We start from the raw sequence: 22,198 nt of genomic DNA, 5'->3' as shown, positions 1-22,198 counted from the left end.
GGTCCAGCTGCTTGCTATCTTCCTCGCCTTCTATAACGGCTTAAGTTTGAACGGTAAGCCCATAATAAGTACCACGTGGACAGTGAGCTCAGCATGGCCGCGGTAATCTTACAGGTAAAAGTGAAGCCACGAGCACGCGTGTCAGAGCTCACTCAGGCAACCGATGGTACGTGGGTTGCAAAGCTAAAGGCACCGCCTGTGGACGGTAAAGCCAATACGGAACTGGTGGGTCTTGTGGCGCAGAAATTTCAATGCCGAAAGACAGCCGTGACAATCAAGGCTGGCGCATCCGGGCGCACCAAGCTCGTCATGGTTGAAGAATCGTTGTGAACGCGCGGCCCGGTTCGCTCGCTGATGCCCAGACGCGGATTGATCGAGCTTGGAAAAGCTGACTATGCGGCGCACATTTTTCCATACATACGTCCTGATACGATACCCGGGGGTTAACAGTGCCCGGGACCCTGGTAAGCTTTCAAAATTGCAGGCTGCAATGAAAAGAATAACGGTTATTGTATTAGCCAAATGGCTAGTTGTTAACCGTTCGTATATCTGTTTCTATCGATTAGCATCCTGAATTCCGCATTTTCGAGTTACGCCAGCGTTTGATCCATGTGTGGTGGGCGCTTATTGGGTGGATGTATCAATCCATGCCAATACTATTTTTGGAGTTAAATTCTACTAATTCAAAAAAGGGCTTTCAGAATGAAATATAAAATAATTCTATTGGCTATCTTGATTTCCGGTTGTGCGAGTAACAAATCATTGTATTTCGGCACCTATACACGGATTGGAATTGACGCGTCATCAGACGGCGTCGGCATAGGCGCCAAGAATGCTGCTTTAAACACAGCGCCAGCAAAAAAAGACGGAGGTGCCTTCGACGTTCTGGGTACTTCGGATCTGGATATCGCGTATACAAATACCGTGATTGAAGAGGTGGTGGCGGTCGGGCAAGCGGCGATATGCGCGGCCCAGAAAGCGCCTGTAGCTGATAACGTTAAGGCGTTTACCGAACTTTTACCGAAACCAAGTGAGGGCGGCTCAGTGATATTTGGGACATACAGCTCATGGTCGCTACTTGACTTATCCTGGGGTGGAGCAACCTCTACTGGCATCAACTTTGGCTATAAACGAGGAACCGGCGTAAAAATGCCGATAGTGAACGACAATGTAGGCTCTGTTTATGCGTCTATATCAGTTAATACAACTGATGATGATTTGGTCGCCCCAAAAACCAATATTGGAGGCACCAGAAACGTACATACATTTGCAACGGGCGAAGCCGCGATAATCAAAGCATCTGAAGAATCACGAGCTCTGAATGGAAATGATGCCGCTTATGCTGGTTGTCTCAGTTTATAGATCATGTCGGCTCTATGTGCTGATAATGCTTGCTCTCTTTCTGACAGGCTGTGCTTTGCATTACACTGATAAAGAAGGGAATGATCGCCTTATCGGCCTTGTTTCGATTAAAGTCGGAAAAAACGATTGTGTTCTTACTAATACAGCACAGAGCATCGGAGTAAGTGTCGATACAACAGCAGACAGTGGTGGGATCAATTTGGGTATGAGATCGATGTCCAAGTCCTATATCAAAAATGTCGACTATCTGGAGCTGCAAGGTGATGAGAGCGGAACGCTAATCGTTTCGAAATACAGAAAATCAGCCCGTAGTTCGCAAAGCGCCTGCACGGTTGAATAAAATGCTGCGTGTTAGGGGCGTCTGACAGGACGTGCAAAAACGTAATTGCCATACTCTGGCTGTCTCTGCACTCCAGTCTCACCATTTTCGCGGACGCCTCAGTATCGGTAGAAGAAGTAATCAGTCATCTCGAAAATGCAGATGATGTTGGCGTCGGCTACGCATCAGATGCGGTTTCGGATGATTAATCCGGAAGGCGCAGAAGCGTGGTATCAATAGTAAAACCATAAGGATATGGCTAACGTTCAAGATATTCTTGGTCAGGTGCGGTTCAGTGCCAGGGGCATAAATGTTTAAGCCTTGTGCAAAGTGGCAAAAGATATTGATCGTTATACCTGCCGGGTTGCCTGGCAATCAGTTGCAGGCCGGTAACTGGTATTGTGCGTCATTTGTCTTATGCGCTGACGTTCAAACATTGGACTTCCCCCGCGCTACTGCAATTCGTTAGCAAAGCGCCCTACCGCGTCCACCACCTGCCTGGCTCCTTCCTGGATCTCTACAATCAAGGTGCCCGACTGGCTGGCAAGTTCCAGGCCTTGCTCGGCTTTCTCTCGAGAGCTGAACATCTGGCGTTTGACTTCATCTGAAAGCGTCTGATTTTGATGGACGACGCCCACAATCTCCTCGGTGGCTGAACTTGTGCGACCCGCCAGTTGTCGCACCTCGTCGGCAACCACAGCAAATCCACGGCCCTGTTCACCGGCCCTGGCGGCTTCAATCGCGGCGTTTAGCGCCAGCAGGTTTGTCTGTTCTGCGATGCCGCCGATAGTTTGCACGATGTCGTTGATCTGCAGGGACTGTTTGCTCAAGGCCTCAATGCTTTCGGTCGCCGCCTGCATTTGTGTGGCTATCTGCTGCATGGTTTCGACCGTCTGCTGAACCACATCAGCGCCCTTTTTTGCGCTTACGTCCGTTTGTTGTGACACGTCGTAGGCAACACCTGCGCCCTCGCGTACCTGCTCTTCCCGTAAAACCTGGTCGGTGACAACGCTGGCGAACTTAACGACCTTGCGGAGGTTGCCCTCGGCGTCGTAGACCGGGTTATAAGTGGCTTCGAGCCACACCACGGAGCCACTGCTATCAATCCGCTTGAAACGGTCCGCCACGTACTCGCCGCTGTTTAGCTTTTTCCAGAAGGCCGCATATTCAGGCGAGCCGGCCTCCTCAGGGGTGCAGAACTTACGGTGGTGCTGACCGATGAGTTCTTCCAGCCGGTAACCCATAGCCTGCTGAAACTGCTCGTTTGCGGTGATGACAGTGCCATCAAGGTTGAACTGGATAACCGCGGTAGAGCGGATTAGCGCATCAATGAAAGACTCAGCTTCTTTTGCGTTCTCTATTGTTTTGGTTACGTCTCTACCATAACCCTGCACGTAAGAGAGCTTGCCGTCTGATCCTCGTACCGGGAGCCATTGAATATGCAGCCAGGCTAGAGAGCCATCGGCCCGCAAGTAGCGGTAGTCGTCACTGACCGGCGCGAAATTTGCGACGGCTTGATTGAGTCTCGAAAGCAGGCCAGCTTGGTAACGTAAGACGGTACAATCTCTGACAGGGGTCGACCCAACAGGTGCTCTCGCGGGAAACCGAGGACATTGGCAAAGTCCTGGTTTAATGCAGAGATACAGAAATCGGCATTCAGTGTGATGGATAGCATGCCCCGATCCATCTGAGCAACCAGCTGGCGGAGAGTCTCTAATTCCACACGCTGATCTTCGAGTTCTTTTTTGAGGTGGCGATTAAACATCAGGGTACTCCTGTCAACGGTAAAGCCGGTTATCGGCAGGCCGCACGAGTCCTTGAACCCTTATAACCGTACTGATCACAGGAATTGCTAATTTTGTTGGTTTTTAATATTGTCGAGCGTTAGCGATACGCCAGAATATAAACGGCCGAATGCGGGAATCAGAAGCCCTCAAAACATCAACTACAAGGCCGCCGCGTGATGGAGGCGTTATAAGTGACCTTATCCCCTATTTGACTCGCCTGACTGGAGGCTGCAATGACAAGAATAACGGCTATCGTCGCACTGGGCTATGCACTGCTTACCGCTGCCTTTGTGCATGCGCAGGCCCCGGCAGACACCTTGCAGCCGGGCACCCGGTATGTCGCGCTTGGCAGCTCGTTTGCGGCTGGCCCGGGGGTACCTGAGCAGTTGGGTGACTGCGGTCGATCAGGCAGCAACTACGCCAACCTGGTCGCCGATGCGCTTCAGCTGTCGCTCACCGATGTCAGTTGCAACGGCGCGACCACGGATAACATTCGCCACACGCCGCAAAATGGCGCACCGCCGCAGATTGATGCAGTTACCGCTGAGACGGGGCTGGTGACTGTCACCATCGGTGGCAATGACATCCGCTATACCGCGTCGACATTCGCCTGTGCCGGCACCTCAGCTGACGACAACTGCACTGCCAGTCTTGACCAGGACGCGATCAATGATGCGGTGAGTCAGTTGCCCGCCAAACTGACTGCAACGATTGACGCGATCCGGGACAAAGCGCCGCAGGCCATTGTTGTGCTGGTGACCTATCCGCGCGTATTTCCTGTTGATGCCATCAGCTGCGAAGAGCTGCAGCTCAGCGCGCAAGACACGCGTTATCTCGCCGACCTGGGGCAAACCCTTGAAGAGATCTTCGTGAGTGTGACTGCCGGCCAACAGAATCTGATTGCTGACCCTTATGTACTGGCCGAAGGCCATGGCCCTTGCGCGTCCCCGGCTGCCGAACGCTGGATAAACGGCAATGTTGTCGCCAGTAGCGGTGTTCGCTATCATCCCACCGCCGAAGGCCATGAGGCAATGGCGCGCCTGGTGCTGACAGCACTGGGCCGCGAGTAACAAAAGACTGTCGTCAGGTCAGGGGCGCTATGCAAAAAATACTACAACATATCCTCCCGTTCGAATTGCCAAAAGGCTTTCCGGATGAGGCGACCTACCGTCTCTACAAAAAGTGGGACGAGCCTGCCAGACAGGTCCAGATTTCTGCGATTACATTTCTAACCGCACTTTTGTACATTATTTTTTCTTTGCTGGACAAGTCCTGGGCGTCAGATCAGGTTCAGGTTTTGATGCTGAGACTTAATCTTTTTGTGACTGCTCCAATTCTATTGACGATTAGTTTTCTTGCCTACAAAAAACGGTTCTACACGATCGTAGTGCCAGCGCTTGCGTTATTTCCCGTCTTCTCCATGTTAAGTCATGCCTATATAGCAGGCCAGCTTGGTAATTATTTTCCGTTTGTTACCGAAGGGTATCTGGCTGTGTTCTGGATCTTTGTTGTGTCAGGTATGACTTTCAGGCATGCCCTGGCCAGTGCGTCGATGGCATCAAGCATTCTGCTGGTCTCGGGTTTCTATGTCATGAGTGATCTTGATATCTACACCATGCATGTTTTCTGGATATTTTGCAGCTTTTCGTTTGGCTGTTTAGGCGCATTGATGTTTGACAGGTCCAGGAAAGCTGTCTTCATGAGCCAGCAAGAGTTGCACCACCTGGCCGTTACCGATGAGCTTACTGGAGCATTCAATCGTAATCACCTGAAAAGTGTTCTTGCTCAGGAGATGGCGCGGGATATTCGATACGATAAAACATTCGGGCTTCTGATTATCGACATTGATCATTTCAAAAATATCAATGATACATTCGGGCATGCTGTAGGGGACGATGTATTACGCAAGACGGCACAGATCTTGTCAGCGTCCATACGCTCGAATGATACGTTGGTGAGGTGGGGTGGGGAGGAGTTTGTCGTTATCGCGATTGAAGTGAATGAGACAACACTGAAGCACTTATGTGAAAAGCTACGGCACAAAATTGAAGATGATGGTTTTGGTGCTGTTGATAAGGTAACAGTCAGTATCGGTGCAACATTGTTCAGAAAAGATGATACCCGCGATGCACTGCTTTCACGTGCTGATAAGGCGCTGTATCAGGCAAAAAACAAAGGGCGGAACATCACTGTCTCGGTATAATAATACATGACCATCATTGCTGTCCGACTCCGAGCTGGTCATAGATAGAAACTGGGTCGCTACTTGCAAGCTCGTGGGCCCGGGCTCACAAGCGTAGCCTCCGGGCAGAACGATGTCGTGTGCGGTCCCGCCCCGGCAGACACCCTACGGTGTCTTCGTCAGGCAGCCGCCCGCGTTTCATGGTTTATAAATAACCAAACGAAGACCGTTCCGCGGAAACGTTTTTTCGCAGAGTAGTTGGCCGGATGTCTGCCTGATTTTCACTTCTCAACGACATTTCAGGCACGTCAGCTAACAGCACCTGCGTTGACAGGAAGCACCGCTACCTGGTTCCGAACTTTTCGTGTTCACCCAGATCCGGCTTCGCCCCTTTGGCTTTGGCAGTGGCCGTCTTTATGCTCTTGACCATCTTGCTGCTGTCACTGTTCCAGTGCTCGCCCTTGTTAATTTTGATTTCCAGCATGCCCACATTGGGTGAATCCTTGCCTTCGGGGAACCAGGCTGCAATGAGCGAGTTCCAGTATCGATCAATCAGCGCCTTGTCCTGGGTCGCGCGACCGGTGCCGGTCAGTGAGACATAGACATGGTCATGCGGATCCGAGAAGGTCACACAGACATCGTTGTCATCCTCAAGTTCGAACACTTTCTCTGACTCAAGATCGGTGAAGAACCAGAGCGTACCGTCATATTCGTCCTGCACCAGCACCATGGGTCGTGACCGCAGCTCATCGCCGTGACGCGTGGTCAGCATTCCGTTTTTGATGTCGCTGATGAGATTCCAGATTTTCTGTTTATGCTCTGGGCTGGACATAAAATTCCTCCTGAATGCGCCCAATAAAGGGCGTTTTCGATTGCGTTTACAGGGGGCTACGACCGGAAATGCCAAGTGGTTTTGTCTGTATCATCATGCTCTGCAAATGATCCGGGCTGCAATTAAACCTGATGTAAAGGCCCTGGCCCGGCAATCCGTCCAGCATGTATCAGGGCTGACAGGCTGGCCGTTGGCCCCGAGCCTGGGCGGCCTCAAACGTTTGGACGGCAGCGGACATACGCTGCTGTAGTTCACGAATGCGGGAGTCGGGTGCTGGATGCGTGGAGAGAAGCTCAGGGGGTCCGCCACCGGACGCCCGTGCCATGTTATGCCACAGAGTGACACTTTCGCGGGGGTCAAACCCGGCCCGTGCCATGTAGTCAAGGCCCAGGCGATCGGCCTCGGTTTCGTCGGCGCGCGAGTATGGCAAGGTAAGCAAAAGATCAGCCCCCATGCCAATCAACCCCGGGTCCATGCCCGTGGTCTGGGCGAGAACCGATACACCCATCTGTGTTGCCAGCTGAGTGGAAACACGGGCCGCGGAGTGCCTGGCGGTGACGTGGGCAACCTCATGGCCGATAACGGTTGCGAGCTGGTGTTGATTCTCGGCGACATTGAGCAGCCCCCTGAAAACACCGATATTGCCGCCAGGCACGGCAAACGCATTGACCGCGTCGCCTTCAAACAGGACCACCTGCCAATCCATGCCGGTATTCATCTCGGCAAGCACAGCATTGGACACACAGTTGACATAGCGGGTTAATGATTGATCCGTGCTGACGCTGTTCTCTTGCTTGAGTTGGTTGAAAGCCTGTTCCCCCATGCCGGCCATTTGGCTTTCAGACACCAGTAGCACCTGGGAGCGCCCGGTCGGCGAGGTGGCACAGGCAGTCACCAGTAAAGGCAGCGTCAGTAACGCGAGGGTAATAGTTTGAAACTTCATCATGAATGGCTCCTTGCAAGCCAGCGGGTGGTATACCACTAACGTATCCCTCGGGCAGGACGATGTCCAGTGCAGTAGCACACCGCCAGGCAATCGCAACGGTGTCACTGTCAGGCGATCGCCCCTTTTTCATGGTACCTTTAAAGGCGGTTTATGGGTTTTAAATGAACAAACGAAAACGTTTCCGCGGAAACGTCTTACCGGAGATCACGCTGCTGATTCGCCCGTTTATGAAAGCTGACAGGGAGGCACTGAGTCGACTCTATCTTGAGTCCCGACAGGATACCTTTACCTGGCAGAACTCCGCCGCATTCTGTCTGTCCGATTTTGATCGGGATACAGCAGAGGAGGCCATCTGGGTGGCCGAGCGGCAGGGCGCACTGGTCGGTTTTGTGTCGGTCGATGCGGCTGACAATTTTGTCCACAATCTTTTTGTTGCGACACATTGGTTGGGCCACGGCATTGGTTCCCAGCTACTGGCAACGTCGCTAGCCAATATCGGCAGTCCTGCACGTCTCAAGTGTTTAGTGGAAAATACCAGGGCTATTGTTTTCTACCAGACGAAAGGCTGGCAGAAAGTGGGTGATGGCGTAAGCGACGACGGGAAGTATGTTGTTTTCGAAATGGACAATTCTTGAGGCAGATGGAGTTTGGATGAACAGGACAGTTATCGTGATAGGCGTTGGTCGTGACTTACAGTAACCTTGCCTGATCCGAAAAGAGGGCATCAAACAGCATCGCTATCGAGTTCGTCCATCAGTTGATTATAGCTGTAATCGGCAAAGCCGCTGCGTTCGCCTTCAATCAACAATTTGCGGAGATGTTCGCGTTTCGTTTCTGCCTCTTCAAGCACTCTGAGTCCTGCCCGGACGACTTCGCTGGCAGATCCGTATCGACCACTCTTGAGCTGTTGGGCTATGAATTCGTCAAAGTGCTCGCCAAGGGATATGCTGGTGTTTTTAGCCATGTGCCGGCTCCATGTACCAATATTAGGTATTTAATGGTGGCGCCTCGCCAGGGCCAAATCAATGTCATCACCTGTCGGATTTCGCTCCGGGCCCAGCGTGCCGATGATCCACCGCTGGCTATGGCTTGCTTCGTATCAACCACTCGGCGATAACAAGATTGATAACCAAGCCAATGAGTCTGTCGTAGTCATAAAGCAGTTGTGTCAGGAATGGCCTGAATGTTTCAACCTGACCAAGCGTGAACACGGCAAGGACTTCGATAAACAAAGGTGTGACCACTGCCAGCGTGATCGCAACCGCCCTGTACATCCATCGTCTATGCGCTGCGATCTCGCCATTGAGCACATGATAGAACGCCAGCGTGAAGGCCATGACCAGTCCCAGGCTCACGATAATCAGGCCAATGTACCGCATACCAAGCGCTTCAGGTGTCAAAAAGTGGTGCATCCACACCGCTGAAGCGGCCAGGATATAGGCGCTGAGTAGTGCAATGCGTCCACTGACGCGATGCCATTGGCTATGCTTGAGCCGAAATGCCGGTGAGAACTGCAACGGGACTGTCAGGAAGAGGGCGATACCACTGGCGCCGTGAACCCATACTGCCAGTGGTGATTCGAAGTAGCGTGCATTAACAAGAGACACCAGAAGCGGGGAATCCATTGGCCCCGCCAATACTCCCAGTACAATAAAAATGGCCGGAATCCCGGGAATGGCAAATAACACAAATAACGTGCTGACCAGTGGCCAATTATGTGTTGTGGTAGCAGCTGGATTGTCGATTTTATCTGTACTGATGGAAGTCATCTGTTTGTCCCGGTTTTGCTGATTGGTTAAGATGCTTCACATGTTGCGCCAGGCCATGGAAATCGTCGTCCGGATCCAAGGGCTCGTACCTATTTTTTAAGTGGAAGGTCGCCGTGTCTGCTAGCGCTGTTGCTTACTTTTTGACGTGTATTTCCCTGGCTATCATCGGGTTTAGCGTTCATCTGCTGCTGTTGCGATCGACTAAACAGCCGGTGTATTTGCCGTTGGCAGGCTGCCTGGCAGCAATTGCCGTGTTGATTGCTCAACCGGTGGTCAAAGCGCTCGCACCGGGTCTGCAGGTGTTGTTTCTGCTGCTTGCGTTACCCGCTCTATACCTCATCCCGCCGTGCTTCTGGCTTTATGTGCAAGGGATCACCAGTAGTACAAGGTGGCGTCCGGGGCGTGTTCATCTTATGCACTTTGCGCTGAGTGGCATCGGGCTGGTCATTGTTATCTGTGCATTATTGCTGCCCGGCGAGTTACGCCATGCGATCCTGGTAGAAGGGGACGAAACAGCGCTGACAGCCACATCGGGTCTGGTACGTTTTACTGTTTATGGCCTGGTGATTACCACCTTCCTGATGGTGTTGGGCTGGGTCCTGCAGGCAGGGTTCTATGTGCACGCCGTGTTCCGTCGCCTGCATGACTATCGCGTCCAATTGCGAGAAGTGTTCGCCAGTACCGAGGCGCAGGAAGGGCGCTGGATCGTGTGGCTTTTACTCGCGGTAGGCGGGGTCTGGCTGATTACGGCGGGCACCCTCCTGTACGACAACCTGGTGGCCTCTGTGCAAACAGAGGCTGTGATCCGGCATCTGGTGGTTCTGATCATGATCTGGAGCGTTGCCATATGGGGACTGCGTCAAAAGCCTGGCTTTGAGGAGCTGTACCAAAGTAATCATGAGACGCAAGAGGTACTCAAACTGATTACCGAGAATAAATATCAGCGCTCGGCCTTAAACGAACAATTGGCTAACAGTATTGTCGGCAAACTGAACCATGCCATGGAACACGATCGTCTCTTTTTGGATGCTTCTCTCTCCCTGCCCAAGCTTGCAAAACATATTTCGCGCTCGGCGTACCACATCTCGCAAACCCTGAACGAAACCTTGGGGATGAACTTTTTTGATTACGTGAATTATTACCGGGTCAACGCCGCCAAGGAACAACTACAAAATACTGACAATACGGTGCTGGATATCGCCATGGACGTCGGTTTTAATGCCAAGTCTTCGTTTTATACGGCTTTCAAAAAAGCAACGGGGGTCACGCCCAATCAGTACCGGAAAGAGAGCAGGGCGGGGTGAACCCCGACATCGAACCGAATGCAAATGTATAAGAAAACCTGATGATTTCAAGGACGCCGCGATGGACAAAATCGAATTTACCCGCCAGGAAAAAGAGCTGATGGCCCAGAAGGTCAAGGTGTACTTTCGCGATGAGCTGAATCAGGACATCGGCGGCTTTGACGCTGAGTTCCTGGTCGATTTCTTCGCCCGGGAGATGGGCGGCTTCTTCTACAATCGGGGCCTCTATGATGCCGAGGCCCTGATTACCGAGAAAGTTTCCGAGATATCGGATCAGTTGCTGGAGCTGGAAAAGCCGGTTTCACTGAGTTGAATGCGCTGCTCTTGGGTAAACAGCCCCACCAGTGCCGACTGCACTTGCGAGAACTCGGCAAACTCGGCCAGCGTGGTATTGATGCTCAGCGCAATGACCAGTGACTGCTCCGGATACACCGCCAGCCAGGTCATGGCACCTTTGGAAACGCCGCCGTGATGCGCAAATTTTCCCGCCTCGTTCCAGCGCCAGGCCAGCGCATAACCCTGCTCATTGATCTCGCCATTGTTGAGTGTCTGCTGGGTCCAGAATTGTTCGCGAGTCTGTGGGCTGATGAACGAAGGATCCAGCCAGGCTGAGCCCAGCCGCACCAGATCCTTGGGCCGTGACATGAAACCACCGCCGGGAAGCTTGTTGCTCAAATCCACTGCGCGCCAGGGTTGTGCCCGGTTGCCATCCAGTTGATAAAAACGGGCACGATCAGCGACCGCTTGATCGGCTCTGGGCGACTCAAGCGCCAGAGGTGCCAGCACTGACTGTTGAATGAGCGCCTCAAACGGCTGCCCGGCTGCCGCTTGCAACGTCGATGCGATCAGCAACGCCCCGAACGAGGAATACTCAAAATCAGTGCCAGGCGCATAACGCTGTGGACTGCCATCAAACAATGACAGGCTCTGGCGGACATTGTCATGTGGCTCTCGCAGCGCCATCGAATGGTACACGCCGCGCCAGTCCCGTTTGGTGGCATATTCAGGCAGGCCGGCCGTGTGTGAGGCCAGTTGGCGCAGCGTCAGTGAATGCCAGTCCGGGTTGGGCAGGGTGTCATCATAGCCGCCAATCGGTTCGTCAAGAGTTACCAGGCCGGCATCAATCAGGCGTGCCAACAGGGTGCCGGTGACCGGTTTGGAAGTGGAGCCGATGCGATAGAGCGTATCCGGTGTCGCCGGTGTCATTGCGGCCAGGTCTGACCAGCCCGTGGCGGCGCTCCACACCAGCTTGCCGTCAATAGCGACTGCGGCCGACAGGGAAGGCGCATGTATCCGCGCCTGATGTTCGAGCAACAGCTCGCAGGCTTTGTCTGACGTCGACGCCCAGTCATCATCAACCGGTGACGACTGACAGTTGTCGGCAGCCGGTACTGCCTGCCAGGCCCAGGGGTTGCGCAGCGCGGCATTGGTTTCGGCAATAAAGCCGTAGACGGGCCAGAACAGGTAAACCACGCCAGCCAGCATGATCGTGGTGACAGTCAGGATGATTGGGCGGCTGATTGGATGAGTGGTTGGACGGGTGGTTGGATGGGTGGTTGGACGGAAAGGCATGGCACTTAAGCTCTCGGGCAAGTTCAGAAAACTGAAGTTTGCCCGGCAAGCGCAAAACGGGTCTCGCCGATTTCAAAAAACTAGCGCCGATTCTGAATGCTGCGCCTGAATTCACCGGGGGTCTGGTCAGTTTTGGCCTTAAACGCACGGTTGAATGGTCCGATGGAATCATACCCCAGGCCCAGTGCGATACTCAGGATTGGCGTGTTGTCGTAAGCCGGATCGGCCAGCCGTTGTTTGGCATCGTCAATGCGCAGATCGTTAAGCAGGCTGTTGAAGTTGCGATAACCCCGGGTCTGGTTGATCAGCCGTCGCAGCCGGTGTTCGGGGCAGTTCAGTTGTGCGGCCAGCGTGGTTATGGTCAGTGAATTCTGCTGATAGGCTTTTTGCTCGATGAAGCCATCCAGCGCCTGCGCCAGTGCCAATTCGGCAGGTGACAGTATTGGGGTTTGCTGCAGGTCTTCAACCGGGCCGGTGATGGCTTGCGCGGACTTCGGTGCGTCCGGGCTTATGCGGGAGACCGGATCATAGCGCAAACGCATGAGCCGGCCCACGGCGGCAGTGGCGGCCAGCAGCAGAACGCCGGCGTTGATCAGGCCAAACAGTTCAGCGTTGCGATAGCGCTCGTCCACCAACTCAAAAACCACCAGCACGGTACTGTACAGACTGATGCCCAGAATGAGCATGATGCGGGCGCGGCGTCGACTATCGATCAGGTCGTCGGCAAAACCGCGAAATGCGATGTAGCCGGCATGCACTATCAATAACAGTCCCACCGCATGGATAATGTCGTGCAGCGGCGAGTTCCCTGCCTGTATACCCAGTGCGTAAAAGTAGACCAGCACAAGCAGACCCAGCGTCAGTTTTACCGGGCGCGGCCACCGGCCCGGATGGAAGTCGTCCTCAAACAGGTAACGGATCAGCAGCCAGAACAGGAAGGCAAAGGCATCGGTCAGCAACAGCAACACGTTGCGCAGCAGCCCGTATTGTTCGTCGGCAATGGGCGCCGTCAGCATGACCAGGCCGGCGACACTGAGGCCTATGGCCAGCATCAGGTATTTGATGGTGGAGCCCGGTTCGCGCGCCAGCAGCACGGCCAGCAGCAGCAACTGGCCCAGCACCATCATGCGTATCAGGATGTCGAGTAAGGGGATTAGCGACACGGCTCGGCACACATCACGCGGTTCCGTCCCTGATGTTTGGCGTTGTACATCGCAACATCTGCCTTGCGAAGCAGTTCATCTGCCGTGTTTCCGGGAGCAGGTACCAGCGTGGCAACACCAATACTGACCGAGACTACACCGTACTCTGAATTGTCGTGGGGAATTTGTAATGACTCCACGCCGGCCCGAATCTGCTCGGCAATACTGGCCGCATGTTCTTCAGTACAAGAAGACAGAACGATGCTGAACTCTTCCCCGCCATAACGCGCCGCCAGGTCTGTTTCCCGCTGAACACGCGCTTGCAGAACCCCGGCAATGCGACGCAGACACTCGTCACCCTGCTGGTGACCGTATTGGTCGTTGTAGCGTTTGAAGTAGTCAACATCCAGCATCAGCACTGCCATCGATTGCTTGCTGCGTGTGGATCGAACCCATTCTCTGGACAACACTTCATCAAAGTGTCGTCGGTTCGCCAGCCCGGTCAGTGCGTCAGACAAGGTCAGGGTTTCCAGTTTGTTGTTCAGTTGCTCAAGTTCGCTGGCTTTCTGTTCAAGCTCATTCAGTGCATCTTCGGCTTTTTGTTTGCTCGCCTGCAACTCTTCTTCCCGTTGGCTGGCGTCCATCGCCATGCGCCGGAACTGGTGTACGGCGCTTCCCAGTCGCCCGAGTTCGTCCCGGCCTTCGGCAGGCATGGGCACGTCGTAACGACCGGCGGCAATGCCCAGCATGGTTTCACCCAGGCCGGTCAGTCTGGGTACCAGGTGGTGAAGTACATGCAGGTAAAAGAATGCGACAAGGCCCGTCAGGCCGGCTGCGCTGATAATCAGTAACAACCACTGCGAATCACGGTTGGCTGACGACGCCATGTCAGAGGCCTGAGCAAACTGTGACAATCGGGTCTCGACCAGCGCATCAATGGCGCTGTCGACACGGGCAATGATCTGTCGGTTCTGCTCATTCAGTGCTTCGCCGTCATTCAACAATGTCAACTCTCGCTGACGTAAACCGACCATGCCATCAGGCGACTGGCTGATGGCGCGCAGGTCGCCAAAATGGCTATTGATAGCACTGGATACATCCGACGGTAATTTTTCCAGCGTTTCACTTGCCACCTGCAAGTCCTGGTTGATGGTCTGCTCGGACACGGCCAGCGCGGTCAGGGTCGGGTCCTGGGTGGCGGCGAGCAGCAGACCACCAATTGCTTCCACCTCGGCATAAAAACGCGACAGGGGAATGAGTGGCGCTGTGTTGCCGGACATGCGTGCTATCTGTTCGACAGGCGGCGAAGGACGTTGCACCAGGGCGTTGATGACGTCGCTGTCGCTTTCCAGAATTCTGACGCGGAAGGTCAGTTCCTGCTGGAACGCCTGCAGGGTTGATATCAGTTGATTGCGGGCACGTTGTTGGGCCGCGAGCAGAGACAGTCGTTCATTAACCAGGGTGGTCAGGCTCTGCAGATTCTGATTGAGTTCGGTGACCAGTGTGATGACATCGGTTGCCGCCTGAGTATCAGTGACACCTGTCAACTCGTCCAGCGCCAGATCCAGCGCCTGCTGTGCTGAAGCGACGCGCCGGAATGCCAGTGCCCGGTCGGCATCGGACCGTACTGCAATCAATGACAGGCCGCTGCTTGCCAGTGCATCCGCAGCCCGCGCGGCCCTCACCGTGACCAGCATGACGGGAAGTTGATCGTCCAGAATATGAGAGACACTGCGCGACATGTTGGCGCTGGTGCCCAGCGCGGTGATCATCACAATGACCATGAACAGGGCCATGGTCGCAAAGCCGACCAGAAAACTGTTGCGGATACCCAGCCCGTGAAAAGGAGAGTTCAGTTCTTGCGGACCGCCGGGCGCGGCCTTATTCTCAGTCAATTTGGACACGCTGGCCGTCCTGCCAGACATACCAGGCGAAAGTGGGGTACTCCGTCTGGATATCGCCCTTGCCATTAAAGCTGATGCGGCCAATGAGGGTATCCAGCGGCGCTTCGCGAATAGCCGCAGCCACCGCCGATGTTTCTATGCTGTCTGCACGTCTGACGCCTTCTATCCAGATCTCAATGGCCGCATACGCCAGCAGCGTGTAACCATCGGGCTCCATGCCCTGGGCGCGAATGGCCGCGTTGGCAGCCTGCATACGGTCACTGTCCAGATTGGCAGCCGACTCGGGAAGGAAGGTGAATGCTACGCCATTACTGGCGGCCCCCGCTGTTTCCGCAAAAATCGGGGAAACCAGTGTGTCGCTGCCGATAATGTCAAAGGGCACATCCATCTGCCGGGCCTGACGCACAAACACCCCGCTGTCCAGCGCGCCACCAGTCAGGTAAAGCACATCGATATCGTGTTCGATCAATGCCATGATGTCGTCCAGATATGAGGACGCGGATGCTGACATTTCCAGCACAATGGCGGGCTCTATGCCAAGACCGGCGAGGCCGGCGATGGCATTATCGGTCAGACCTATGGAGTAATCGTTGGGATAACGCAGGATGCCGACGCGCCGACCAGCGTACTGGGCAGCGATTTTTTCTGCCGCCATTTCGCCCTGCAGGTCATCACGGCCGATCATCCGGAATATGCTGTCGATGCCCATCTCTGTGACCAGCGGGGCCGTTGAGGAGGGCGTGATCTGCAGCACGCCGTGGCGGGCGTACACGGGGGCCGCTACCACGGTGGTGGCAGAGCAGGAATGACCGATGACCACATGGGGTGGGTTCTGCACCAGATCCTGCGCCACCCGCTCGGCGATAATCCGGGTACAGCTGTCATTGTGTTCGGATACACGCACCGGACGCCCCAGCAACAGGCCCTCGTCAAGCGAGGTCAGCGCCGCATGGACGCCCGCCTTGAATTGCATGCCGATGGAAAAGCTGGTGCCTACCATTGGGCCAACAATCGCCAGCTCAATGATATCTGCCGCCGGGTCGGGTTGTTGCGCTGACGCCGATGGCAACATCAGTGCTGCGGCTGTTGTTATAGCCAGCAGGCGGGTAAAGCGACCGAACAGAACTTTAAGAGTATTCACAAAAACAGCACCGGGATGACACAGGTAAGGCATGATTTACAACAGGTAATCGGTCAATGTCAGGTTTTGTTTACCCTGATTGTCACAACTATGAGCGCCAATGTTTGGTGGGTCAAGCATGACGGGCTACAATCAGGCAAAAGCACTTGTATTCAGGCCCCCTCCCGGCGAGATCACTATGACAATAAATGCAGGAATAAAGAGTACTGGCTGGTATCTGATGTTGTTCGCCGCCATTGGCGTGAGTGCCTATGCGCTGTCATTGGGATTTTTGCCTGCCATACGCAACGGTTTTGTGGATAACATGCTACTGACGACGCCCAGCGCAGCGCTGCTGCATTTTCTGGGCGGTGGTATTGTGCTGCTGGCCGGTGCCAGTCAGTTCCACAAAGGCTGGCGAACCCGTTATCCGCGTTTGCATCGCTGGTTGGGGCGGGTCTACGTTGGCGGGGTGCTGATTGGTGGAATCGCCGGTTTGTATCTGGCCTTTTTTGCCTCGGGCGGTCTGGCCGCACGATTTGGATTTGGTTTGTTGGCTGTACTCTGGCTGGTGTCGACCGCTCTGGCTTTCCGGTACATCCTTAAGCGTGATATCAAGCTGCATCAGCGCTGGATGATCCGTAGCTACGCGATGACGCTGGGTGCGGTGACGTTGCGAATATGGCTGCCGTTGTTCCTGATGCTGGGTGTGCCCTTTGACCAGGCCTATCCGGCGATCGCCTGGCTTGCCTGGGTGCCGAATCTGATCATCGCCGAGTGGGTTTTCCTGCGCTCGCGTCAATAACGTTTTCCAGCGACCCCGGCAAATTCGCCCGTTTCGGACAAACAATGTTCTCCGCTTTGTACCTGATCACCACTAGTTTAAAGAGAAGTCCCGTATCACCTTATTTCGATTTCATCCCGCGGCACTCCCGCAGCAAATCCGCCAGCTTGGCTGACCCCAGTTGCTCCATTGCCTCTATATTCTGTTCGGGGATTTGTTCCGGTTCGGGGTAGTTGGCGAGCACCGCTTCCAGGCTGTTTTCACGTAGCAGCTGCAGGGTTGGCCAGGGTGCGCGGTTGGTATAGTTTTCTGCGTCGCCGGGCAGGGTGCCGGCGAATTGATAGTCGGGGTGGAAGCTGGCGAACTGAAACTGTCCGGTCCAGCCGAATTCTTCCAGCAGGGCGTCGGCCAGGTCCAGGAAATCATTGTAATCAAGAAAATCACCGAGCATCTCCGGGATCACGATCAACGTGGTTTCCGTCGCTGCGGGAGGCTCTGCATCAAGCCACGATAACTGACTCTGTAACTCTTCCAGTAACGCCTCACTATTACGCGCATCACTAACCACGATTTTTACCCGACCGCTTTCGACCGGCTGGCGGGCAAATGGACAAAGGTTGAGGCCCACCACAAAGCGGGCAATCCATGTGCGCATCTGGGTTTCGATATCGGCGTATTTTGTCTCAGTGTTTTCGCTCATGGTTATGCTTCTCTTGTCAGCTCTTATTCAGTAACAGATGTTCAGGGGAGAGGTCACGTCTGCCATCAGGCATACTCTCCGGCAGCGTGGCCCGACGCCCAGGCCCATTGGAAATTGTGGCCGCCCAGATGCCCGGTCACATCAACCACCTCGCCAATGAAGTACAGTCCGGGATGGTTGCGTGCTTCCATGGTTTTTGAGGACAGCGCATTGGTGTCCACGCCACCCAAGGTCACTTCCGCTGTTCGGTATCCCTCGGTGCCTGCGGGCCAGATTTTCCAGGATTTACACGCTGACTGCACGCGCTGTATGTCGTCCTCACTGAGTTGCTCCAATGGTTTGTTCTCCAGCCACAGATCACACCAGCGCTGGGCCACCCGTTTGGTGAGTTGCTCGCCGAGCAGGTTTTTCAGCTCCAGCCTGGGCCGTTGTCGCTGCATGGTGTGGATGTGATCCGCCAGGTCCAGGTCCGGAAACAGGTCAATATCCAGTGCCTCGCCAGGCTGCCAGTAGGATGAGGCCTGTAAAATGGCAGGGCCGCTCAGCCCTTTGTGAGTGAACAGGATGTTCTCGCGAAATGCTGCTCCTCCGGCGGTGGTGACGGTGTCCACGGACACCCCTGAGAGGTCCCTGAAGTTCGTGAGCTGCCGTGGCTCTAACGTAACCGGTACCAGGCCGGCTCGTGTGGGCAGCACCGGAATATCGAGCGAGCGGGCAAAATCAAAACCAAAACCGGTCGACCCCAGGGTGGGAATCGAATAACCGCCGCTGGCAATCACCAGTGATTCGCAGCTGACCGAGAACGTTGGTGTCTGCAGGCGATGCGGACGCCCTAACTGGATATCGTGTGCCGGCGATTGCGTGAGCACGTGCACCCCCACCGCTTCGCACTCGTCCAGTAACAAGCGGACGATGTCCTTGGATGACCGATCACAAAACAACTGCCCCAGCTTCTTTTCGTGGTAGGGCACGCCATGCTTTTCCACCAGCGCAATAAAGTCCCACGGGGTATAGCGGCTGAGGGCTGATTTGGCAAAATGCGGGTTGGCGCAGATAAAATTGTCCGGCGTCGAGTGCATATTGGTGAAGTTGCAGCGTCCGCCCCCTGACATCAGGATCTTCTTGCCGACTTTGTTGGCACTGTCCAGCACCAGCACTCGTCTACCGCGCGCGCCCGCGACCGCCGCGCACATCAGCCCGGCAGCGCCGGCCCCGATGACCACGACGTCAAATTCTCGATGCTTTGGAGTTGGTGTTGTCATGGGCGTGCATTCTACACTTTCCCGGGGCAGCACGACATTGGACAGAATCCCCGTTTAGGGGTAACGTTGACCTCAGCAGTTAAAACAACAATGACATGCTTTTAGGGAGTAGGATAATGAGAACAAGATCCCTGTTTACCCTGGCGATGACAGTAATGCTGTCGCTGCTTGCCCTGCCGGCCAGTGTGCTGGCCCAGCCCGATATTCGACCCGCAGAACCTTTCAAGGTCGGCACCTTTGCCATGGGCAATGCGCAGTTTGCCGGTCTGGTGATGCGCGATGATTCCCTGATTGTGGATCTGGTCGAAGCCAACAAGGCGCTGGAAATGATGCCGCAATACGTCGGTGTTGATATGCCCGGTGATGTGCTTGGCCTTATCGAAGGCTACGAATACGGCCTGAAATACCGGGTCTACGAAATCGTCAATGCACTGGTGGAATCCGGTCTGCTGAGCGGCAATAACCGCCCGGACTATATTCATTCAGTGGAAGATGTCGATATCCGCGCGCCGGTCCAGTATCCCAGCAAGATTATGAATGCGGCGGTCAACTTCTACACCCACGCCTGTGAAGGCTGCACCGAGGAGCAACTGGCCCAGCGCACCCGCGAGCGCCGGGAAAACCGCGGCGTCCCCTACCTGTTCCTGAAACCGACCCGTGGCGCCGTCATCGGTGACGGCGAAAACGTGATCATGCCCTATGGCCGCGACGAGATTGAATATGAAGTCGAAATGGCCATCGTGTTTGGTCGCTCCGGCAAGTACATCTCCTCCGCCCGCGCCTATGATCACGTCTTTGGTTACATGGTGGCGATGGATATCTCGGATCGCGGCGGCCGTCCGCCGGGGGGCTTCAGCTCCGGTCTGGACTGGTTTGTCGGCAAGGGTCACGATACCTTTGCCCCACATGGCCCGTGGATTGTGCCCAAGGAATTCTACGGCGACCCGATGGAGCGCCTGCACCAGATCACCGTGGTGGATGGCGTTACCGTTCAGGAAGCCAAAGCCGGCGACATGATCCACAACATCCCGGAACTGATCGAGTATGCCTCATCATTGATCACCATATTCCCCGGCGATGTGCTGCAAAGCGGTACGTCCGGCGGCACTGGTTCGGGACGGGTGGAACGTGCCACCGGTTCTGGTTACCTGATTGATGGTGAAACTATCAGCGCCAGTATCGAAGGCATTGGTACGCTGACCCACCGTGTGGTGCGTGAGCAGAGTGTGCCGGCCGATCTGTCCGGCGCGCAGTTGCCGCCGACCCGCAGTTACCGTGATCAGTAATGCCTGACGGTGGTATGGAAAAGCCCTGACTGAGCCAGTTGGGGCTTTTTTTCGTAATGATATCCAGGCCAGGCGTCATCTTCGTGTTCAGCACGGGCTGCGCGGTACTGAATCTGGCAACACAAACAATAATAGTTGGTCTTTAGGAGAGTGCAATGCCCGATATGCAGCCCATGCCACCTGTACCTGACGAGTCAATACCGGCTATTGTGGAGCGCCATGTGGCCGAGGCCCCTGATGCGCCCTGTATCTATTACCTGGGCGTTACCCTGACAATCGGGCAGGTCGATGACCTGGCCAATCGCCTGGCGAATCGGATGCGCGAGCTGGGGGTGGAGCGTGGCGACGTGGTAGGGCTGCATCTGCCCAATAGTCCGCAGTATGTGATTGGTCTTCTGGCCGCCGCCAAACTGGGCTGCCCGGCATCGGGCGTGTCACCCCTGCTCAAGGCCGATGAGATTGTTTACCAGGTTGGCAATGCCCACATCCGTTTCCTGATTACACTGGACCAACTGTTTGCGCCGGTAGCGGCGCAGCTGGACGGCCGCCTGCCAACGGTACGTGCAGTGATGATGAGCGGTCCCATCGATTTTCTGCCGGGCTGGAAAAAATGGCTGGCGTCAGTGACCGGCAAGGTTCCCAAGGTGGCCCTGCCAGCATTAACGCATGTGCGCTGTGTGTCGTTCTGGCCGGATATCAATCACGCTGACAACACCCGCGTGTTTGAGCCGTGTCGGATGGAAGATGTGTTCATGATTCAGTATACCGGCGGCACCACGGGCAACCCCAAGGGTGCCGAGCTGTCGCTGCGTAATATTATGAGCAATGTCGTACAGAACGAAACCGTGGTGAATTACGATGTTGGCAACGAAACCTTCGCATCGGTATTGCCCTGGTTTCACATCGCCGGGCTCAGTGCGCTGTTTATGGGCCTGCGCAAACGCGCACTGATGCTGGTGGTGCCCAATCCCCGGGATGTCAAATCCTACTGCCAGGCAATGCTGAAACATCCGCCCACCGTATTGGGCAATGTGCCCACGCTGTATCAGATGTTGCTCAGTGAGCCGCTGTTCAGGCAGGTGGACTTCTCTCGTCTGAAAGTGGCTGTGTCCGGTGCGGCGCCGGCACCGGTTGAGCTGATCCGCAAGGTCGAGGAGATCATTGGACACGGCAAGTTCTGTGAAGCCTATGGCCTGACTGAAACCAGCCCGACATTGACCATGAACCCACCCGGACGTGCCCGCCCCGGCACTATTGGTCTGGCCCTGCCGGGCACCGATATTCGTATTGTGGATGCTGAAACCGGGAACAAAGAAATGCCTGCTGACGAGCCCGGTGAGCTGATCGTCAACGGACCACAGGTGTTCCGTGGCTATCTGGGGCTGCCGGATGAATCCAATCGTGCTCTACGCAGTTTTGGCGGCAAAACCTGTTTCTATACGGGCGACGTGGCTCGAAAAGACAAGGACGGTTATATCACCATCTGCGATCGCGCCAAGGACATGCTGATTGTTGGCGGCTACAAGGTGTTTTCGGTTGAAGTGGAAAACAAACTTAAGGAGATAGACGAGATAGAGCTGTCGGCTATCATTGGCACGCCTGACGAGGAACGGCCAGGCAATGATATCGTAAACCTCTATGTTCAGCTCTCTGACGCCGGCAAGGCTCTGGGTGATGACGCGGTGCATGACAAAATACTGGCCTACTGCCGCGATAAAATGGCACCGTTCAAAGTGCCAAAGTATATTCATATTGTTGCCCAGATTCCGCTGACACCGGTGGGCAAGGTTGATAAAAAAGCATTGCGCAAACCGGCATAACCATCGTTTTTTTGGGTGCCACCCGTTTCGCAGGTCAGATCCTGTGTAGTTTTTTGTGATCTGCCGTGAGCTTTTTTGTCTGGAAAATAACCATGCAATTCAACATT

23 protein-coding genes are annotated in these 22,198 nt (G+C 54.8%); 11 read left to right on the top strand and 12 right to left on the bottom strand.

Annotated elements, in window-relative coordinates:
• The first annotated feature begins 93 nt into the window (after positions 1–93).
• The 3 genes from ENH71_RS02090 to ENH71_RS02080 all read left to right on the top strand — a co-directional run bounded on the left by ENH71_RS02090 (position 94) and on the right by ENH71_RS02080 (position 1,702).
• Positions 94–330: a DUF167 domain-containing protein gene (locus ENH71_RS02090; protein ID WP_294137418.1), complete on the top strand. Its 237-nt coding sequence runs from the start codon at positions 94–96 to the stop codon at positions 328–330.
• A gap of 372 nt (positions 331–702) precedes the next feature.
• Positions 703–1,362, top strand: a complete 660-nt coding sequence (locus ENH71_RS02085; RefSeq protein ID WP_294137415.1) for a hypothetical protein — start codon at positions 703–705, stop codon at positions 1,360–1,362.
• Complete coding sequence (locus ENH71_RS02080; RefSeq protein ID WP_294137412.1) at positions 1,322–1,702, top strand: hypothetical protein; 381 nt, start codon at positions 1,322–1,324, stop codon at positions 1,700–1,702. Before ENH71_RS02085 ends, ENH71_RS02080 begins: the two co-directional genes overlap by 41 nt.
• A 431-nt stretch (positions 1,703–2,133) precedes the next feature.
• On the opposite strand, the gene ENH71_RS02075 is transcribed toward ENH71_RS02080, so the two are convergent.
• Positions 2,134–3,216, bottom strand: a complete 1,083-nt coding sequence (locus ENH71_RS02075) for a methyl-accepting chemotaxis protein (protein ID WP_414704908.1) — start codon at positions 3,214–3,216, stop codon at positions 2,134–2,136.
• A complete protein-coding gene (locus ENH71_RS16150) occupies positions 3,132–3,446 on the bottom strand; it encodes a hypothetical protein (RefSeq protein WP_414704905.1) in 315 nt (104 codons plus the stop codon). Before ENH71_RS16150 ends, ENH71_RS02075 begins: the two co-directional genes overlap by 85 nt.
• A gap of 255 nt (positions 3,447–3,701) precedes the next feature.
• On the opposite strand from ENH71_RS16150, the gene ENH71_RS02070 reads away from it, so the two are divergent.
• Together ENH71_RS02070 and ENH71_RS02065 are read left to right on the top strand one after the other, a co-directional pair.
• Positions 3,702–4,538: an SGNH/GDSL hydrolase family protein gene (locus ENH71_RS02070; RefSeq protein WP_294137409.1), complete on the top strand. Its 837-nt coding sequence runs from the start codon at positions 3,702–3,704 to the stop codon at positions 4,536–4,538.
• A 29-nt stretch (positions 4,539–4,567) separates the two neighbouring features.
• Positions 4,568–5,671, top strand: a complete 1,104-nt coding sequence (locus ENH71_RS02065) for a GGDEF domain-containing protein (protein ID WP_294137406.1) — start codon at positions 4,568–4,570, stop codon at positions 5,669–5,671.
• Positions 5,672–5,993: 322 nt separating this feature from the next.
• On the opposite strand, the gene ENH71_RS02060 is transcribed toward ENH71_RS02065, so the two are convergent.
• The gene (locus ENH71_RS02060; protein ID WP_294132654.1) at positions 5,994–6,482 is read right to left on the bottom strand and encodes a pyridoxamine 5'-phosphate oxidase family protein; all 489 of its coding nucleotides are present in this window, start codon (positions 6,480–6,482) and stop codon (positions 5,994–5,996) included.
• A 169-nt stretch (positions 6,483–6,651) separates the two neighbouring features.
• Positions 6,652–7,428 carry a M48 family metallopeptidase gene (locus tag ENH71_RS02055; RefSeq protein ID WP_317622375.1) on the bottom strand — a complete coding sequence of 259 codons (777 nt, stop codon included), beginning with the start codon at positions 7,426–7,428 and terminating at the stop codon, positions 6,652–6,654.
• A 161-nt stretch (positions 7,429–7,589) separates the two neighbouring features.
• On the opposite strand from ENH71_RS02055, the gene ENH71_RS02050 reads away from it, so the two are divergent.
• Positions 7,590–8,063, top strand: coding sequence for a GNAT family N-acetyltransferase (locus ENH71_RS02050; protein ID WP_294132656.1), 474 nt, complete (start codon positions 7,590–7,592; stop codon positions 8,061–8,063).
• 89 nt (positions 8,064–8,152) lie between these two features.
• Here ENH71_RS02050 and ENH71_RS02045 read toward each other — a convergent pair whose 3' ends face one another.
• Both ENH71_RS02045 and ENH71_RS02040 read right to left on the bottom strand, forming a co-directional pair.
• Entirely contained in the window at positions 8,153–8,392 is a 240-nt protein-coding gene (locus ENH71_RS02045) for a type II toxin-antitoxin system ParD family antitoxin (RefSeq protein ID WP_294132658.1), read from the bottom strand.
• A gap of 118 nt (positions 8,393–8,510) precedes the next feature.
• Positions 8,511–9,197, bottom strand: coding sequence for a DUF2306 domain-containing protein (locus ENH71_RS02040; RefSeq protein ID WP_294132661.1), 687 nt, complete (start codon positions 9,195–9,197; stop codon positions 8,511–8,513).
• A gap of 113 nt (positions 9,198–9,310) precedes the next feature.
• On the opposite strand from ENH71_RS02040, the gene ENH71_RS02035 reads away from it, so the two are divergent.
• Entirely contained in the window at positions 9,311–10,501 is a 1,191-nt protein-coding gene (locus ENH71_RS02035; protein ID WP_294132664.1) for a helix-turn-helix domain-containing protein, read from the top strand.
• Positions 10,502–10,562: 61 nt separating this feature from the next.
• A complete protein-coding gene (locus tag ENH71_RS02030; protein WP_294132667.1) occupies positions 10,563–10,814 on the top strand; it encodes a DUF2164 domain-containing protein in 252 nt (83 codons plus the stop codon).
• Here the strand turns inward: ENH71_RS02030 and ENH71_RS02025 are convergent.
• The 4 genes from ENH71_RS02025 to ENH71_RS02010 all read right to left on the bottom strand — a co-directional run bounded on the left by ENH71_RS02025 (position 10,775) and on the right by ENH71_RS02010 (position 16,260).
• A complete protein-coding gene (locus ENH71_RS02025) occupies positions 10,775–12,073 on the bottom strand; it encodes a serine hydrolase domain-containing protein (RefSeq protein ID WP_294132670.1) in 1,299 nt (432 codons plus the stop codon). The genes ENH71_RS02030 and ENH71_RS02025 overlap by 40 nt on opposite strands.
• An 80-nt stretch (positions 12,074–12,153) precedes the next feature.
• On the bottom strand, positions 12,154–13,236 hold the full coding sequence (locus tag ENH71_RS02020; RefSeq protein ID WP_294132672.1) for a helix-turn-helix domain-containing protein: 1,083 nt from the start codon (positions 13,234–13,236) through the stop codon (positions 12,154–12,156).
• Entirely contained in the window at positions 13,227–15,119 is a 1,893-nt protein-coding gene (locus ENH71_RS02015) for a diguanylate cyclase (RefSeq protein WP_294132675.1), read from the bottom strand. Before ENH71_RS02015 ends, ENH71_RS02020 begins: the two co-directional genes overlap by 10 nt.
• A complete protein-coding gene (locus ENH71_RS02010) occupies positions 15,103–16,260 on the bottom strand; it encodes a branched-chain amino acid ABC transporter substrate-binding protein (protein WP_294132677.1) in 1,158 nt (385 codons plus the stop codon). The genes ENH71_RS02015 and ENH71_RS02010 overlap by 17 nt, the downstream gene beginning before the upstream one ends.
• A gap of 178 nt (positions 16,261–16,438) precedes the next feature.
• Here ENH71_RS02010 and ENH71_RS02005 point away from each other — a divergent pair, with 178 nt between their 5' ends.
• Positions 16,439–17,044, top strand: coding sequence for a DUF2306 domain-containing protein (locus ENH71_RS02005; protein WP_294132679.1), 606 nt, complete (start codon positions 16,439–16,441; stop codon positions 17,042–17,044).
• 100 nt (positions 17,045–17,144) lie between these two features.
• On the opposite strand, the gene ENH71_RS02000 is transcribed toward ENH71_RS02005, so the two are convergent.
• Entirely contained in the window at positions 17,145–17,723 is a 579-nt protein-coding gene (locus tag ENH71_RS02000; protein ID WP_294132681.1) for a DUF1415 domain-containing protein, read from the bottom strand.
• Positions 17,724–17,788: 65 nt separating this feature from the next.
• A complete protein-coding gene (locus ENH71_RS01995) occupies positions 17,789–18,985 on the bottom strand; it encodes a BaiN/RdsA family NAD(P)/FAD-dependent oxidoreductase (protein ID WP_294132682.1) in 1,197 nt (398 codons plus the stop codon).
• Positions 18,986–19,101: 116 nt separating this feature from the next.
• On the opposite strand from ENH71_RS01995, the gene ENH71_RS01990 reads away from it, so the two are divergent.
• Together ENH71_RS01990 and ENH71_RS01985 are read left to right on the top strand one after the other, a co-directional pair.
• The gene (locus ENH71_RS01990; RefSeq protein WP_294132684.1) at positions 19,102–20,271 is read left to right on the top strand and encodes a fumarylacetoacetate hydrolase family protein; all 1,170 of its coding nucleotides are present in this window, start codon (positions 19,102–19,104) and stop codon (positions 20,269–20,271) included.
• 155 nt (positions 20,272–20,426) lie between these two features.
• Positions 20,427–22,091 (top strand): class I adenylate-forming enzyme family protein, encoded by a 1,665-nt coding sequence (locus ENH71_RS01985; RefSeq protein WP_294132686.1) that lies wholly within the window; start codon positions 20,427–20,429, stop codon positions 22,089–22,091.
• The last annotated feature ends 107 nt before the right edge of the window (positions 22,092–22,198 follow it).

Origin of the sequence: Pseudohongiella sp. (assembly GCF_011050365.1) — a bacterium.
Lineage (GTDB): Bacteria > Pseudomonadota > Gammaproteobacteria > Pseudomonadales > Pseudohongiellaceae > Pseudohongiella.
Note: the sequence above shows the minus strand (reverse complement) of the source record. Positions and strands in the feature narration are given on the sequence as shown.

Coding starts and splice junctions, on each gene's coding strand:
- ENH71_RS02040 (WP_294132661.1), bottom strand. CDS start 9,197: ATGACTTCCATCAGTACAGATAAAATCGACAATCCAGCTGCTACCACA.
- ENH71_RS02025 (WP_294132670.1), bottom strand. CDS start 12,073: ATGCCTTTCCGTCCAACCACCCATCCAACCACCCGTCCAACCACTCAT.
- ENH71_RS02065 (WP_294137406.1), top strand. CDS start 4,568: ATGCAAAAAATACTACAACATATCCTCCCGTTCGAATTGCCAAAAGGC.
- ENH71_RS02090 (WP_294137418.1), top strand. CDS start 94: ATGGCCGCGGTAATCTTACAGGTAAAAGTGAAGCCACGAGCACGCGTG.
- ENH71_RS02000 (WP_294132681.1), bottom strand. CDS start 17,723: ATGAGCGAAAACACTGAGACAAAATACGCCGATATCGAAACCCAGATG.
- ENH71_RS16150 (WP_414704905.1), bottom strand. CDS start 3,446: ATGTTTAATCGCCACCTCAAAAAAGAACTCGAAGATCAGCGTGTGGAA.
- ENH71_RS02005 (WP_294132679.1), top strand. CDS start 16,439: ATGACAATAAATGCAGGAATAAAGAGTACTGGCTGGTATCTGATGTTG.
- ENH71_RS02050 (WP_294132656.1), top strand. CDS start 7,590: ATGAACAAACGAAAACGTTTCCGCGGAAACGTCTTACCGGAGATCACG.
- ENH71_RS01990 (WP_294132684.1), top strand. CDS start 19,102: ATGAGAACAAGATCCCTGTTTACCCTGGCGATGACAGTAATGCTGTCG.
- ENH71_RS02055 (WP_317622375.1), bottom strand. CDS start 7,428: ATGATGAAGTTTCAAACTATTACCCTCGCGTTACTGACGCTGCCTTTA.
- ENH71_RS02030 (WP_294132667.1), top strand. CDS start 10,563: ATGGACAAAATCGAATTTACCCGCCAGGAAAAAGAGCTGATGGCCCAG.
- ENH71_RS01995 (WP_294132682.1), bottom strand. CDS start 18,985: ATGACAACACCAACTCCAAAGCATCGAGAATTTGACGTCGTGGTCATC.
- ENH71_RS02070 (WP_294137409.1), top strand. CDS start 3,702: ATGACAAGAATAACGGCTATCGTCGCACTGGGCTATGCACTGCTTACC.
- ENH71_RS02060 (WP_294132654.1), bottom strand. CDS start 6,482: ATGTCCAGCCCAGAGCATAAACAGAAAATCTGGAATCTCATCAGCGAC.
- ENH71_RS02085 (WP_294137415.1), top strand. CDS start 703: ATGAAATATAAAATAATTCTATTGGCTATCTTGATTTCCGGTTGTGCG.
- ENH71_RS02080 (WP_294137412.1), top strand. CDS start 1,322: ATGGAAATGATGCCGCTTATGCTGGTTGTCTCAGTTTATAGATCATGT.
- ENH71_RS02045 (WP_294132658.1), bottom strand. CDS start 8,392: ATGGCTAAAAACACCAGCATATCCCTTGGCGAGCACTTTGACGAATTC.
- ENH71_RS01985 (WP_294132686.1), top strand. CDS start 20,427: ATGCCCGATATGCAGCCCATGCCACCTGTACCTGACGAGTCAATACCG.